Source organism: Borrelia puertoricensis (assembly GCF_023035875.1).
In the GTDB taxonomy this organism is placed as follows: domain Bacteria; phylum Spirochaetota; class Spirochaetia; order Borreliales; family Borreliaceae; genus Borrelia; species Borrelia puertoricensis.
The window spans coordinates 260629-276040 of record NZ_CP075379.1; the positions used below are offsets into that span (position 1 = coordinate 260629).

10 protein-coding genes are annotated in these 15412 nt (G+C 27.9%); 5 read left to right on the forward strand and 5 right to left on the reverse strand.

The annotated features are described in order from the left end of the window. Positions 1-2 precede the first annotated feature (2 nt). Positions 3-2288: an efflux RND transporter permease subunit gene (locus bpuSUM_RS01260; RefSeq protein ID WP_247065434.1), complete on the forward strand. Its 2286-nt coding sequence runs from the start codon at positions 3-5 to the stop codon at positions 2286-2288. 56 nt (positions 2289-2344) lie between these two features. Here the strand turns inward: bpuSUM_RS01260 and lon are convergent, their stop codons facing one another. Then, positions 2345-4792 (reverse strand): endopeptidase La, encoded by a 2448-nt coding sequence (gene lon, locus bpuSUM_RS01265; RefSeq protein ID WP_247065435.1) that lies wholly within the window; start codon positions 4790-4792, stop codon positions 2345-2347. A 67-nt stretch (positions 4793-4859) separates the two neighbouring features. Here lon and bpuSUM_RS01270 point away from each other — a divergent pair, with 67 nt between their 5' ends. The 4 genes from bpuSUM_RS01270 to rpsU are packed head-to-tail and all read left to right on the forward strand — an operon-like array spanning position 4860 to position 8850. Further along, entirely contained in the window at positions 4860-5546 is a 687-nt protein-coding gene (locus bpuSUM_RS01270) for a hypothetical protein (protein ID WP_247065436.1), read from the forward strand. A gap of 22 nt (positions 5547-5568) precedes the next feature. Then, a complete protein-coding gene (recJ, locus tag bpuSUM_RS01275; protein ID WP_247065437.1) occupies positions 5569-7683 on the forward strand; it encodes a single-stranded-DNA-specific exonuclease RecJ in 2115 nt (704 codons plus the stop codon). Beyond that, the gene (locus tag bpuSUM_RS01280; protein WP_247065438.1) at positions 7683-8621 is read left to right on the forward strand and encodes a M23 family metallopeptidase; all 939 of its coding nucleotides are present in this window, start codon (positions 7683-7685) and stop codon (positions 8619-8621) included. Before recJ ends, bpuSUM_RS01280 begins: the two co-directional genes overlap by 1 nt. A gap of 19 nt (positions 8622-8640) precedes the next feature. Further along, positions 8641-8850, forward strand: coding sequence for a 30S ribosomal protein S21 (rpsU, locus tag bpuSUM_RS01285; RefSeq protein WP_025375292.1), 210 nt, complete (start codon positions 8641-8643; stop codon positions 8848-8850). A gap of 41 nt (positions 8851-8891) precedes the next feature. On the opposite strand, the gene bpuSUM_RS01290 is transcribed toward rpsU, so the two are convergent. Genes bpuSUM_RS01290 through bpuSUM_RS01305 form a run of 4 tightly spaced genes read right to left on the reverse strand, consistent with a single transcriptional unit; the run spans position 8892 to position 15367 of the window. After that, the gene (locus bpuSUM_RS01290) at positions 8892-11234 is read right to left on the reverse strand and encodes a DNA translocase FtsK (RefSeq protein WP_247065439.1); all 2343 of its coding nucleotides are present in this window, start codon (positions 11232-11234) and stop codon (positions 8892-8894) included. 13 nt (positions 11235-11247) lie between these two features. Beyond that, complete coding sequence (locus bpuSUM_RS01295) at positions 11248-12042, reverse strand: undecaprenyl-diphosphate phosphatase (protein WP_247065440.1); 795 nt, start codon at positions 12040-12042, stop codon at positions 11248-11250. Positions 12043-12057: 15 nt separating this feature from the next. Continuing rightward, complete coding sequence (locus tag bpuSUM_RS01300) at positions 12058-14187, reverse strand: flagellar assembly lytic transglycosylase (RefSeq protein WP_247066251.1); 2130 nt, start codon at positions 14185-14187, stop codon at positions 12058-12060. After that, positions 14180-15367: a hypothetical protein gene (locus tag bpuSUM_RS01305; RefSeq protein ID WP_247065441.1), complete on the reverse strand. Its 1188-nt coding sequence runs from the start codon at positions 15365-15367 to the stop codon at positions 14180-14182. The genes bpuSUM_RS01300 and bpuSUM_RS01305 overlap by 8 nt, the downstream gene beginning before the upstream one ends. Positions 15368-15412: the final 45 nt, after the last annotated feature.

A 15412-nucleotide genomic window follows, 5' to 3' on the forward strand; every position in this document is an offset into this window, starting at 1 on the left:
AAATGGATTTGGAAACCCTAAGTATTAAATATAGAGTTTTTATATTAATGATATTTACATTAATAACAATTTACTTAGGATTTTTCCTAAAAAACATAAAATTCGATTCCAATATTTTGAAACTTATCCCAAAAAACGAAAAAACCGAAAAAATAATAGACATAAACAAAAGTAATTCGCTCTTATCAACAATAGTTATGTTTAAAGACAAAAAAAGTATTTTTAATAAAGAAACCTTTGGAAAAATTAATAAAGTAGCAAATGATATAACCAAAATACTCAAAGTAAAACCCAACTCTGTTACAAGTATATTTACTTACTTTCCACAATTTAAAAAAGATATATATACAGATGAAGATATAACTGAAATAAGAAACAAAGTAAATTCATCATCATTCATAAAAAACATATTCTTAAATGATAATGAAACTTTAATATACTTTATAGTCATATCAACAACAGACGACAAAACAAATTTTAGCCGAAGTTTAAAGAATGAACTTGAAGAAATGGAAGCAGCAATTAAAAGATATGAGACTGATGATCTTAAACTTTACTTAACAGGAGATCTTATAGTAAGGGAAAAAATACTTAACTACATGGCTGACGATTTTAAATTGTTAGGCCCACTTGCTACCCTTGTAGTAATTTTATCACTCTATTTTATTGTAAAAAATGTATTGGGAGCAATAATTCCTGTACTTATTGCAACATTTGCACTAACTTGGACATTTGGAATTAAAAGCATTGTTATGTCCCCCATTACTGTTCCAGAAACAACAATGATAGTTCTCCTTATATCGATCGGATGTGCTAATGCTGTACATATACTAAATGGAATATTAAAGAGAATTAAAAACGAACCTTTCACTGAAAAAACAATAATAACTACAATTAAAACTCTAAAAACACCCATAATTTTAACCTCTCTTACAACAGCTTTCGGATTTTTATCATTAATAAACTCTTCAATTCAGGCATACAAAACAATGGGGATTTTCATGTCAACAGGAGTAATTATTGCAATGCTTCTGTCCTTATTAGTGCTACCTGGAATATTAACCTACATACCATTTAAATATAAAAAAAGGGAGAATAAAAATGTAAAAAATGATTTTCTTGAAAAACTTTCACTGATAAACCAAACAGTTACACAATGGATATTAAATAATAAATATCTCTCATCTATCATAACTCTAATTATTTTATTAATCTCAATTATAGGTCTCCTTAAAATAGAAATTAACTTTGACGAGAAAGATTATTTTAAAGAAAATACAAGTGTCAAACAAACACTCAATTTAATGCAAAAAGAAATAGGGGGAACATCTATCATCAAAATTGAAATTAATGGGACTACTGGTGAATTCAAAAATGAAAAAAATATGAAAAATTTGGATTTAATTACAGACAATCTTGATAAATTTACTGAAAAAACACAATCCAGTTCAATAAACAGAATTATAAAACTGATGAATTTCAAATTCAAAAAAGAAAATCCAAAAGAATACAGATTTCCTGAAAATCAAGCTATTTTAAACAAGCTAATACTCTTAATTAGTAGAAGCAACTCTATTAAGAACATGACTAAGATGTACATTAATGATGATTGGTCTCAAATATCAATTATTGTGAGAACTGACCAAAATTCAACCGAAGAAATCAAAAATTTTGCCAACTATGCAAGCAATTTGATTGAAAAATACATGCCAGGACATGAATATAACTTCTCAGGAGCGTATGACAAAATATTAATATCTAAAACCATGGTGATAGAACAAATCACAAATATTATTACAACACTAAGTGCAATAACAATATTGCTAATGTTATTCTTCAAATCCATTAAAACCGGAATAATAATTGTAATTCCAGTAGCATGGTCAGTATTTTTAAATTTTGCCGTAATGAAACTTTTTGGAATAACACTAAATCCTGCAACAGCAACAATTGCATCCGTTAGTATGGGTATAGGGGTAGATTACTCCATTCATTTCTTTAATGCATTTATATTAAATTATCAAACAACTAAAGATTATAAAAAGGCTTTAATTAAATCAATTCCCAACGTATTTAATGGAATATTTGCAAATTCAATATCAGTAGGAATAGGATTTTTAACATTAATATTTTCTACTTATAAAATAATCGCAACACTTGGCGCAATCATAGCCTTTACAATGTTAACAACATCTCTTGCATCATTAACACTACTTCCATTATTAATTTACCTATGTAAACCCACAGTTAAAATACTAAAGACAACAAATAAAATATTAACAGAATGAAATAATTCTGCTCAAAAAATAGTAAAAGTCAAAATAAAAATTAACTTTTTAAAGTTTTAAAATAATAATTTAATAACTTCTCTCATATTATCTACAAGATGAAAATTTATGCCATTCTTGATGTTAATAGGAATATCATCAAGATCCACTTTATTTGATTTAGGAATAATAATATGCTCAAGTCCACTTCGTTTAGCAGCAATTATTTTAGCTCTCAATCCCCCAATAGCCATTACATTACCTGTTAATGACAACTCTCCAGTCATAGCCAAATGAGGTCTCACCACTTTATTAAGAGCTAAAGATATAAAAGCACTAGCAATAGTAATCCCAGCCGAAGGTCCATCCTTTGGTATAGCCCCTTCTGGAATATGCAAATGAATCATATATTTTTCAAAAAAAGACTTATTTAACTTAAGCTCATTACTAATGCTATTTACATAAGTAAACGCAATATTTGCAGATTCTTTCATCACATCTCCAAGTCTACCTGTTAACTTGATACCAGGAGACTTAGACTCAGTTTTTACAGTTTCAATTACCAAAGTTGATCCACCATAATTAGTCCACGCAAGACCCATTACCATACCTGGAGACATGACATTATGCAAAAATTCTTCTTTTCTAAATACAGGAATACCAATATATTCTTCCAAATTTTCCTTAGAAATCTGGTATGCTTTAACAGAGTTATCTTCAATAAGTTTTCTTGCAACTTTTCTAACAATTTGTTTTAAATACTTTTCAAAATTCCTAAGTCCATTATCTCTTGCATATTCTCTAGCAATTTGAACGAGAGCTGAACCTTGAAATTTTAAGGAATCTTTATTAACACCATTTTCATTTAAGACCTTTGGTATTAAATACTTTCTTGCTATCTCTATTTTTTCATCATCAACATATCCTGAAAGCTGAATTATTTCCACTCTATTTAATAAAGGCGTAGGTATTGTTTCAAGAGAATTGGCTGTTAAAATAAAGAACACATTAGAAATATCAAAAGGCAAATCAAGATAATGATCTCTAAAATTAATATTTTGCTCAGGATCTAAAACCTCAAGAAGAGCTGAGAATGGATCCCCATAATTAGATGCTGAAACTTTATCAATTTCATCTATTAAAAAAACAGGAGAGTTGGTCTTTGTAATTCTTAGCCCTTGGATAATTTTTCCAGGTAATGCTCCAACATAAGTCCTTCTATGCCCTTTAATCTCTGACTCATCTTTTATCCCACCTACAGAAAATCTAAAAAATTTCGTTTTAAGAACTTCAGCAATAGCTGTTCCTATCGAAGTTTTACCAACTCCAGGAGGTCCAACTAAAAGCATAATAGCTCCTTTTTGAGATTTTCTTAATTTAAGAACAGAAATATATTCAATAATTCTATCTTTAACTTCTCTCATTCCATAATGCGTCTTATCTAAAATCTTTTCTGCTCTTTGCAAATTAAATTTATCAAAATTAACTTTAGATTCTCCCCAAGGAAGGTTAGTAATAAGTTCAAGATAATTTCTAACCACAACATACTCAGATGAATGCTTCTCAAGAAATGAAAATTTTTCAAGTTCTCTCTCAACTGCTTCTAAAGCTTCGCCTTTTAAAGCTAAAGAATCAATCTTGGCTCTAAGTTTTAAAAATTCATTACTTTTTTCATCTCCTACACCAAGTTCAGCCTTAATAGCTTTAAGTTGTTCCTTTAAAAAAAATTCTTTTTGTTGTTTTTCTAATTTTTCCTGAATGCTCTTAGCAATTTTATTTTGAATCTCAATTAAATTTAATTCCTCATAAATCAATTCCAAGACCTTTTTAAGTCTATCCTTAACACTTAAAGTTTCAAGCACTTCTTGATGAGCATCTTTTGAAGATGAAATCATTCCTGCAATAACATCACACAATCTACCCTTATCTTCAATATTAACCATATTTAACTGAAATTCAGGCATCTTTCTATGTGAGAATATTTCTTTAGTTCTAAGCAAAATACTACTATAAATTGCCTTTGAGTGAACATCACCTTTTTTAATCGAAATTTGCTTTAAATAATCAACTTCAATTATCGGAAAATCTTCATTAAGAACAACTTTGACAAATTTTACTCTATCAATAGTTGAAACAAAAATATTATATCCACCATCAGGAAGATTAATTTTCTTAACTATTTTAGCAGTAATACCAACAGAATAAATATCCTTTTTATAATTGATAATTAATTTATCATTCTTACTTTTTGATTTTTCTAAAAATTTATCACGTAATACAAATAAGGAGATAATTCCATTACCTTTAATCACATAATCAACAGCCTTCATATCAGTATCAGAGACTATACCAATTGGAATAAACATACCTGGAAACACAGGATGTGATGGTACCGCAATTAAAGGTACTCTTACAGGCTTATCAAAATGCGGCAGAATGCCCCCAGAGTTTTTTGAAGGCTTCTTTCCCTTAGAAACAGTATTTTTTACTTCTTCCATAGAATATTCAATCTCCTTAAGCTTCATTATAACAAAAGAAAATTTTTCTGAGAATTCATTTAATAATGAATTCTTTTATTATACAATAGTTATAATGCGGTTTAATAAAGTGAATGCTATCATAACAAATTTATGTCATAAAAAAAGTTATTCTCTATTAAACCTATTTCATTCAAAAGGAATTATTCACACAATAATTTATAATTCTACTATAAAAAAATTTAAATCAAACATCAATAACCTAGTAAAAGCCAATTTCGAGATAGTGAAAGAAAATAATTTATGCAAAATAATAGAAGTTAATGATGAAGAATTTATAATGCAAGATTTAATCTATGAAAAACTAATAATTATTTATCTTTGGGTCAAGCTTATTAATTTAAGCTTTGATGATGGAGAATGCTTTAAGTTATTTATCGAATCAACAAAGATACTAAACACAACAAGCTTAGAAAAAGCACAATTAATTGACTTACAATACAAGATAAGATTTTTAATAATAAAGGGATTTTTATACTTATCAAAATTATGTTTTCAATGTAATAAACAAATAGACAAGCATTACTACTATGATATCAACATTAACGGATTTAACTGCATAAATTGCACAAGTAATCAAAATAACTATATTAATACAGGTAGTTTTAAATACTTAGAATATACAACTCAAAAAAACATCAAAGAAACCTTAAATGTAAATTTAATCAGTAAATCAAAAGAACTTATCAAAATTATGATCAAAAATAAAATCAATACAGAATTTGAACAAACGCTACTTTAAATAAAGTAAACTGGAATAAGACATGAAAATTTGGGAAAAAAAAGAAATTGACATCAAAAAAGAAAATATAATCAATATTGCAAAAAAATATAACATTAGCACTTTTGAAGCAACACTGCTACTTAGAAGAGAAATTAAAGAAGAAGACTTTTTATTTTTTATTGAAAATAGCGTAAATTTAATGCACAATCCATTCTTATTAAAGAATATAAACAAATTCATTTATAGAATGAACGAAGCCATTTCAGAAAAGGAAAATGTATTAATCTTTGGGGACAAAGATGCCGACGGAATCACAGCTACAATAATAATGTACGAAACCCTTAAAGATTTTGGAATCAATGTAACCTATAAAATACCCTCTAATGGAGAATTTTATGGCCTTACAAAAGAGATAATTGATAAGGCATTTGAAGATAAAATATCAATAATAATTACCGTTGATTGTGGAATTTCTAACGTTGAAGAAGCAAATTATGCAAGATCAAAAAACATAGAAGTAATAATTACAGACCATCATCTCCCAAACAAAGAAATTGACATAGAAAATATAATCATTAACCCTCATTTAAAAGGTGATCTCTCTCCATTTAAAGAAATAGCTGGATGTTATGTCAGTTTTAAAGCATGTCTTGCCCTATACCTCTCCACTACCAATCTTTATAATAAAAACATGGTATTTTTATTTCTAGAAAGATTAAATAATAATATTACACTTCATGCAATAGAAATAAACAACTACATTTTTAAAAAGTATATAACTCTAGAAAGCAATAATGACTTACAAATCAATATTAATAAACTAGAAGAATTCTCACAAAGTAAATATGTAATTGTATTTAATAAAGATGAACAAAATCAACTTCTAAATGAATTTTTTAATCAAAAAATAGATATTGAAACAATTGACATTAGTGAAAATTTCGTAAAAAAATATCCTAAATTTGCTAAAAAAACACTAAAAGAGCTCATGCAAATTACCAAATATTTTAAATATAGAGAAATTAATATTAAAGAAAAACTATATTACATATTTTACAACATAATATTTGAAATAAATAAAGATTTACTAAAAAACTGCCTTAAGAGACTTAAATTTGTCGTAATAGGAACTATTGCTGATAACATGCCAATTATTAATGAAAATCGAATAATTGTAAGAGAAGGACTTAAAGAAATCGCACTAAGAGAAAACATATCCATTAACTATCTATTAAAAGAGGTAAATATACTAACAAAACCAATGATCACTGCAACAGATATTGCGTTTAAAATTGCTCCAATATTAAATTCAACAGGAAGACTTGAAAAAGCAGATATTACAATTCAATTTTTATTAACCGAAGATATTAATCAAATAGAAAATAAGTTTAAAGAAATTAAAAACATAAATATTTTAAGAAAACGCAAAGAAGATATATCTTGGAATACACATAATGAGAATATTATTTTTAAAAATGATAAATTCATAGTATGTTACGACAAACATACTCCAAAAGGAATTAGTTCTCGAATGGCAACAAGACTTTCTACTTATTACCAAAAAGTTGCTGTTTTCTTAACAAGACAAGAAAATATAATTAAAGGATCCATAAGATCAAACAATAAAGTAAATTCAAAAGAATTAATTTCGATGATACCAAATCATTTAATAATAAATTCTGGGGGACACAAAGCCGCTGCTGGATTTACTCTCTATGAGAGTGTATTAAGTGAATTTATAAAAGAACTTGAAAATGCTCTTGAAAAGATAGAATACAAAGAATTATATGAAGATTCAATACTCATAGATGCGATTATACCTAAAGACTTTAATAAAAAAGAACTTTTAAAAATAATAAACTTGTTTGAACCTTATGGACATGGTTTTAGAGAATTTATTTTTATGATGGAAAACGTATACATTCAAGATCTCAGAACAATTGATAAAAATGGAAATTCAAAACATATAAGCATGAAAATCAAAAACAATAAAGATTATTATAAAGCTATCTACTTTAATGGAACTCAAAGTATCCAAAAACTCGGTATAAAAGATGGCCAAAATATAGATATAATATGTACAATTAGTGAAGATCTTTACAATCAAAACGATAAAATTTTAAAAATTATTGATATCAAAAAGAGACAAAATTAGTGCTTAACATCAAAAGCCTTTTATTTACATTCATAACAGGACTACTTAACATCAATGCAATAAGTAATGATACCATAAAAAGTTACTATAAAAAAGAAACTTTCCAGGGAGATAATATTTACTTTGCAAGCAACAAAAATTTCAAAAAACTATCTCTTTTAGGTACAAATCAAAAACCTATTTTAAGTGCATCTCCCTTCAAATTCAACGTAGGAAACAGAGAATACCATATAGCACTAATAGGAATTACACCAATGATCAAAGAAGGAAAAAGGAAAATTAAAATAGAATTTGAACATAAAACATATATAAAAGAAATAGAGATAAAAAAACTCAAATTTAAAAAAACAACAGTCAAGCTCAATAAGCTTAAATCCAAACTTATTAAAAGTCAACAATCACCTAAAGAAAAAAAACAAGCTCTCACATTATGGAATATAATTGGAAATATAGGAGATACAACAATTTACCACTACGATACATTGGTTTATCCAATCAAAGATCAATACAAAATAACGAGTCCTTACGGAGACCAAAGAATTTATATGCAAGACAAGAAAAAAATATCAAGCCATAAAATGCACAATGGAAAAGATTATGCCCCACTTAAAAGAGAAAAAACACCTATTTTCTCAGCTGGTAGAGGCAAAGTAGTATTCGCAAGAGATAGAGAAATTACTGGCAAAACCGTAATAATTCAACATTTACCAGGAGTATTTACAATTTATTTACATCTCTCAAAATTTGGAGTTAAAGAGAATTCAATAGTAAATACAGGTGAATACATTGGTCATGTTGGCAATACAGGAATTTCAACAGGACCTCATCTACATTTTGAAGTTAGAATTAATGGGGTTGCAGTAAACCCAGATTTTTTCTTAGAACAAATGCTTATTGACAAAAACCAAATAATCAATAACACTAAAAGGATAGAGTAAAAATAAGGAGGTGATTTTTTTGATAACTGTCAATGTTGACAAAAATGAAGGCTTAGAAAAAGCACTAAAACGTTTCAAAAGAATGATTGAAAAAGAAGCGATAATTAGAGAATGGAAAAGAAGAGAATATTATGAAAAACCATCTACCATTCGCGTCAAAAAAGAAAAAGCATTCAAAAGAAAACAAGCAAAAAAAGTAAGAAAGTTAAAACAAAAAATCGGTAAATAATAAAATAGAGGGATATTCATATTGAATGTCCTTTTTAATATCTAAATAAACACATCCCGTGGTTTTGAGCCATTTACAGGACCTATATATCCCATCTCTTCCATAAGCTCAATAATTCGTGCAGCTCTATTATATCCTATCTTTAATCGTCTCTGTAGATAAGACGCAGATGCTTTTTTCGTAGAACGAATAATTTCAAGAGCTTCCTCAAACATAGGCTCATCTGAAGGATTTAGAACCACAGTATCAGCTCCCACAACACTATCAATAAATATTTCATCATCAATATAATTCGGGGTACCAAATTTTTTCACTTCTTCAACTAATCTATAAACTTCCTTTTCATTCAAAAATCCACCTTGAATTCTTTGAGGGAAAGGTGTAGTAGGACTAACATAAAGCATATCACCCTTACCTAAAAGTTTCTCAGCACCTGATGCTCCAAGAATTATTCTTGAGTCCATGGAACTAGCAACCATAAAGGAAATCCTTGAGGGAAAATTAGCCTTTATTACTCCCGTAATAACATCAACAGATGGTCTTTGAGTAGCAAGAACTAAATGCATTCCAACAGCCCGAGCCATAGCTGCAAGTCTAGAAATCAAATTTTCTAAATCCTTTCTTGCAGAAAGGATCAAATCTGCAAATTCATCAATAATGATTACCAAATAAGGTAATGAGGCTTCATTTAACTCTTTTTCCAGTATTTTTTTATTATAAGAATTAATATCCCTCACAAGAAAATTATCAAGAAGAACATATCTTCTCTCCATCTCATCAAGACACCAACGAAGGGCTTCCAAGGCTCTATTTACATCAGTAATAACCGGGGTTAACAAATGTGGAATATCATTAAAAAGCTTAAGCTCAACCACTTTAGGATCTATTAGTACAAGTTTAACATCATCTGGGGATTTTGAAAAAATAATTGAAGCAATAAGTGAATTCACACAAACCGATTTTCCAGCCCCAGTAGCACCTGCTATTAAAAGATGGGGAGCATTGATAAGATCAAAAACAACATTACTTCCATTAATTTCTTTACCAAGTGCAAAAGGCACTTTAAAATCACTTTGAAACTCTTTACTATTTATTATTTCTGAGATTAAAATAAATTCTCGTCTTTTATTAGGAATTTCTATCCCAACAGCTTCTTTACCAGGTATTGGTGCAATAATTCTAACCCGAACTGCTGCAAGCCTTAAGGCAATATTATCAGATATAGAAGTTATTCTTGAAAGCTTAATACCTTTATCAGGACGAACAGCATACATTGTAACAACGGGTCCTTTAATAACATCAATAAGCTTAGCATTAATATTAAATTCTTTAAAAGTTTCCTGTAAAATCATCGATTGTTTTTGAATTTCTCGATCATATTCAACATCTTCAGTTTCACTTTTAGGTTCTCTTTGATCAAAAACAGAAATATTTATTAAATAATTATCACTACTCTCACCTACTAGTAAGTTTCCATAATCAATCTTAACAAGATTACTTATTATGCCCTTATGCCTTATATCACCAACCTTAATTTTTCCACTAGACACTAACTTATTATCCTCAAATTCTGCTAATGTTTTATACTTAGAATCATCTGTGATATTTAGATCACACTGAGAATCTTGAAACGATTCCTCTTCCGATAAGTTGTCATCGCTTACCCCTGATTGACAAAAAATGGTTTTATCTAAATTAACATCTAAAGGTTTATTAGGTTTTCTTAAAAAGGCTTTAAAAGACCATAAAGCCTGATATTCTTCATCATTAATAATATTATCTCCCTTATCAAAAGTCTTAGCTACATCCAAATTACCATCATAATCATTATACACTCTAATATTTTTTTTAATTTTTAGAGTACTTAAAAACGGTAAAAAAGCAAACATACTTTCAAACAAAATTTTCAATTTAAATACTATAAAATGAAAAGTATTTAAAATAAAACTAGCATCATTAAAAATGACATAATTTAAGTAAATCCAAATAACAAGTTCCAAAATTAAAATAAGAAAAACAAAAAAATTGCCAAGCATAATCCCAAAATTACTCAAAAACCAATTAATAAAATTAGAACCCTCAAGATCAGAATTAATTCTTAACCAAAATGTCAGCGTAAAAAATAAAATAACCGTATAATTCCAATTAAATACAAATCTCTTGCTAAACATATTGTTGCGATAAACGTACCAATTTACAAGAGGATAAAGTATTAGATAAAATGATAAAAATGAAAAAGTATTTAGAAGCATATGACCTATAAGATTAAAAACAAAAAATATGAATATATTTCCTACAGGGGTTAAAGCAACAAAAAGCGAGAATGATATAACAGCCAACATAAAAAAAAACAAAAAATGAAAATAATGATAAAAATTTTTCATAACTCTATTAAAATCAAAAAAGAAAATAAACTAAACTTACAAGTATAATTAAATAAACCGAAAAATAATAAAGTTTACTATCCTTAAGCATTTTAACAAACAAACTAATTGAACATAATCCAACCATAAAAGCAATAATTGCTCCCAAGTTTATCTCAAAAACACTAAAAAGCATATCTGATTCAAATAACTCCTTATACTTTAAAAATAAACTTCCAAAAACAATAGGAATTAAAGATAAGAACGAAATCTCAAACGACTCTGACCTGCTAAACCCAAGCAAAACTGAGGTAAAAATTGTAATTCCTGAACGAGAAATACCCGGCATAGCTCCAATTCCTTGCATGATCCCAATTAAACATCCTGCAAGCAAAATATTTTTTTTTAAATCAAAAATTAAAATCTTAGATTCAAGCAAAAACAATAAAATACTTGTCAAAATAAAATTAACTAAAACTAAATCAAGAGTAAATAACTCATTAAAATTTTCCATAAAAATTACAACAAATGCTGTAATAAGAGTGATTATTAATATGAGTAATATTAATCTCAACTTTGCAAAATCCAATTTGGTAGTCTTTCTTAAAACAAATTTTACCAAAACTACCACAAGTTCTAATATTCGTTTGCGATAATAAATCATTACAACCAAAACAGTTGCAAAGTGCAAATAAATATCAAATACCATAGGAATATCAATATGCATAAACTTTTTTAAAAGCAACAAATGCCCTGAACTAGATATAGGCAAAAATTCAGAAATTCCTTGAACAAAACCTAAAATCACAACTCTTAAAACATTTTCCATCCAGTTCTCGACAACCTAAAAATTTTTGGGGAATTTACCCATAATATATTCTATAATAAAATCCATTCCCTTACCCTCATATAAAGCATCATACAACACACAATAAACCAATATCTTCTTAACGTAATTTCTAGTTTGCCCAAAAGGAATTGCTTCAATGAAAAGCTCCTTAGGTAAATGCACATAATCTCTCTCCCATTTACGCACATTTCCAATGCCACCATTATAGGATGCAAGCGCTTTATATACCTCTCCTAGCATTCTTATCCTTTTACTTAAATAATAAGTTCCTATGATAACATTATCTTTTGGTTGTTTCAAATCATAATCATAATATTTAATTTCTCTAGAAACATCAACTGATGTTAAAGGCATAATCTGCATAAGTCCAATAGCACCAGGCTTAGACACAGCATTTCCTTTAAAACTACTCTCAGCCTTTATTAAAGAAAACACAAGACTGGGCTCAAGTTTTCGTCTCTCTGACCAATACCTAATTAAATCATTATACAAACACGGATAGAGGCGCTTATAATCATCTCTACTTAAAGCCGAGTTATCTTGTCTTACAAGATAGTTAATAGCAAGTGTAGATTCATAATAATATTCATGTCTTACAAGTTCATCATAAAGGTTACGGTAAAAATTAGGAGAAAACTTATAACCATTATTAAAATCACTAGCAACAAAAGCACTAACATAAGAATGAAGATTAAATTTTAAAAACCCTTCTAAAAACCTTTCATAATCAGACTGATCATAATGAATATCTAAATCATTTTCAAAAAAATCATTAATACTTTGATTCAACAAATATTTGCTCATAAATGAGGCATAAGATATCCGATCATACTTAATAGAAGAACGCAAAAGTTCGTTATACTCATTTCCCAACTTAGGAGCAATCAATTTATGATGTATAAGCCTTGCATTAATAAAGGCAAGTTTAGATAAAACAGCACCACCAATAATATTTTGACCATTACGATAAAGTGCATATAAATTATCATAATCCTTAAGTTGCACAGCCTCTAGAATATATTCATCTAATACCTTAATAAAGCCAAGATTATTCCTATCTCTATCCGTATAAAATTTAGCTACATTTTGAGCAAAATAATTTCTTGTATTCTTCAGAAATATTAAATTGCCAAAAATTTCATTAAGTATGTCTAACCTATAAGGTTCATTCTCAAGAGAAGTATTTTCTAAATATTTAACTATGGTAAAAAACCCTACGTCCTTTTTTAATCTTAAATTAATAAGCCCTAAATAATAATCCTTATAAACACTATTTAAACTACTAAAAAAAGACAACGCCTTGCTAATATAGCCTGAACCTAGAAAAGCTTTATAAACATCATTTAAAAATACAAAATTATTATAATATTTCTTAAAATCATCATTTAATATACTGATTGCACCTTTTAAATCTCCATTAGCTACCAAGGATTTAAACTTAACAAGATTAAAAAAACTGGAACTTAAAAGACTGGATCTCTCTTCAAGAACAAGATAATCATGAGCCCTTACGTGTAAATATTCTGATGGCAATTCTTCAAACAATTTACTGAAATAAATCAATGATGAATTAATATCAGAAGCATTAAAATAAAGCACCGCCTTAAATAAAAGATTTTCATTCTCTTGAGATTGTGCAAAATTCATCTTTTCAAGCTTATTTAAAACCAAAAGAGCTTCATCATTCTTTTTTTGCCAATAAAGACTTTTAAAATATCCTAATATAATAAATTTATTATTATAATATCTTTCGTAAAGTTTGCGTCCAACAAGTTCAGCCTCAAAATATTCCCTTCTAGAATTATAATATTCAAGAAGTTTAATTCCAGCAAATTGAGATGCAATATCATTGCTACCCTTTATTGCCTTATACATATATTCCTTAAACTTTTTATCATATCCTATTTTTTTAAAAAGATAAGCAATATAAACATAAGAATTTGAATCTATGCCAAAATATTCATCGAAATTTTTTCCTGCGTAGTCAAAATTCCATAACCAATTCAAATGACTTAAATCAAAATTATCAACATTCCTTTTAACTATATTGTTATTTAAAGACCCTTTCCCAAAAGAACAAGAAAATAAACTTAATAAGAACAAACAAATAATTTGACTAAACATAATTACTATTTTCACATTTAGTAATTTTTTCTTCTCTATAAAAAGGACAACCATAAATTGCAAAATTTTTAGGATTTAATACTTTAGAAAAAATCAAAAACAATGAAAAAAATATCAAAAGAAATAAAGAAATAAGACTTAAATAAAGCATAGAAGTTTGTATTAAACCCTCTTCCGAATCTAAATCCAATAAACTCTCTTCAATATCTGTAGCAAAATCTTCCTTACTAAAATCCAAAGTAACATCATCAAGTTTACTCTCACCCAACCCATTATCAAGATCGGTAATAATGTCCTCAACGTTCAAATTATCAGAATAAGAATCTTGCAGAGTATAAACATTAACACTCTTAAAATCAGTGTCCTCATCTTCAACTAATTTAACAGTATTAGCAGCAGAATTATTAGAAGCAGCACTCGAATCACTAATATCAACAGAAATATTATCTAAATCGAAAGCATCTCGACTGACAGTATCTTTATCATCAAGGACATGTTCTTCAATTTCATTCCTCTCATCAATATTATTCTCAAAACCATCTCCTGTAAGGCCAAAATCAAAATTTTCTAAATTAAGATCAGAATCCAAATTTTCACTTACCAATGTACCATTATCTGAATTTAAAGAATCAGATAATAAATCAAAATTATTCTCATTACTAAAAAGCTCTTCGTCTGCAGACAAATTTTGGGAATTAGGTAAATCATTAAAATTATCTAAATCACCATCTAAAGAATCATACTGCCCAGCAACACTGCCAAATTCTTTAACAAATTCCTCTCCACGCTCTACACCACTAAAACCAACGGGCGAATCACTCGACTTAGCACTCTCTAAATCACTAATTTCTTCCGAACCTACAGCAAGATTAATCGAGCTTAAATCAAACTTAGACTTATTTGCAATTCCATCACACTCACCATAAACATAAAGCATCATAGAATCTATTTTGAAATAAACATTTATATTAGCACTCTCTTTCCTAAGATTATCTAAGAAAAAAGACCCAATAATAACAGAATTAGAAAAGTCGTCATGCTCACTAATATAAAAATCCAATTTTACATTAGTCTCATCTGCAATCTTACCTAATACCACTCTCTTTACAGCAGTATCATCCAAATTTAAAATTGAAAAATATTCATCATTAGACAGCCTTATGGCTAAAAACCCTTTCAAAAATTCCAACCTTTTTGTTCTTTTGTAAAAAACAAATTTATATAT

What these genes read in the sequence shown, in the direction of transcription:
- recJ (WP_247065437.1), top strand. Translation starts at nt 5,569, where the DNA reads ATGAAAATTTGGGAAAAAAAAGAAATTGACATCAAAAAAGAAAATATA.
- lon (WP_247065435.1), bottom strand. Translation starts at nt 4,792, where the DNA reads ATGAAGCTTAAGGAGATTGAATATTCTATGGAAGAAGTAAAAAATACT.
- bpuSUM_RS01270 (WP_247065436.1), top strand. Translation starts at nt 4,860, where the DNA reads ATGCGGTTTAATAAAGTGAATGCTATCATAACAAATTTATGTCATAAA.
- bpuSUM_RS01260 (WP_247065434.1), top strand. Translation starts at nt 3, where the DNA reads ATGGATTTGGAAACCCTAAGTATTAAATATAGAGTTTTTATATTAATG.
- bpuSUM_RS01290 (WP_247065439.1), bottom strand. Translation starts at nt 11,234, where the DNA reads ATGAAAAATTTTTATCATTATTTTCATTTTTTGTTTTTTTTTATGTTG.
- bpuSUM_RS01300 (WP_247066251.1), bottom strand. Translation starts at nt 14,187, where the DNA reads ATGTTTAGTCAAATTATTTGTTTGTTCTTATTAAGTTTATTTTCTTGT.
- bpuSUM_RS01295 (WP_247065440.1), bottom strand. Translation starts at nt 12,042, where the DNA reads ATGGAAAATGTTTTAAGAGTTGTGATTTTAGGTTTTGTTCAAGGAATT.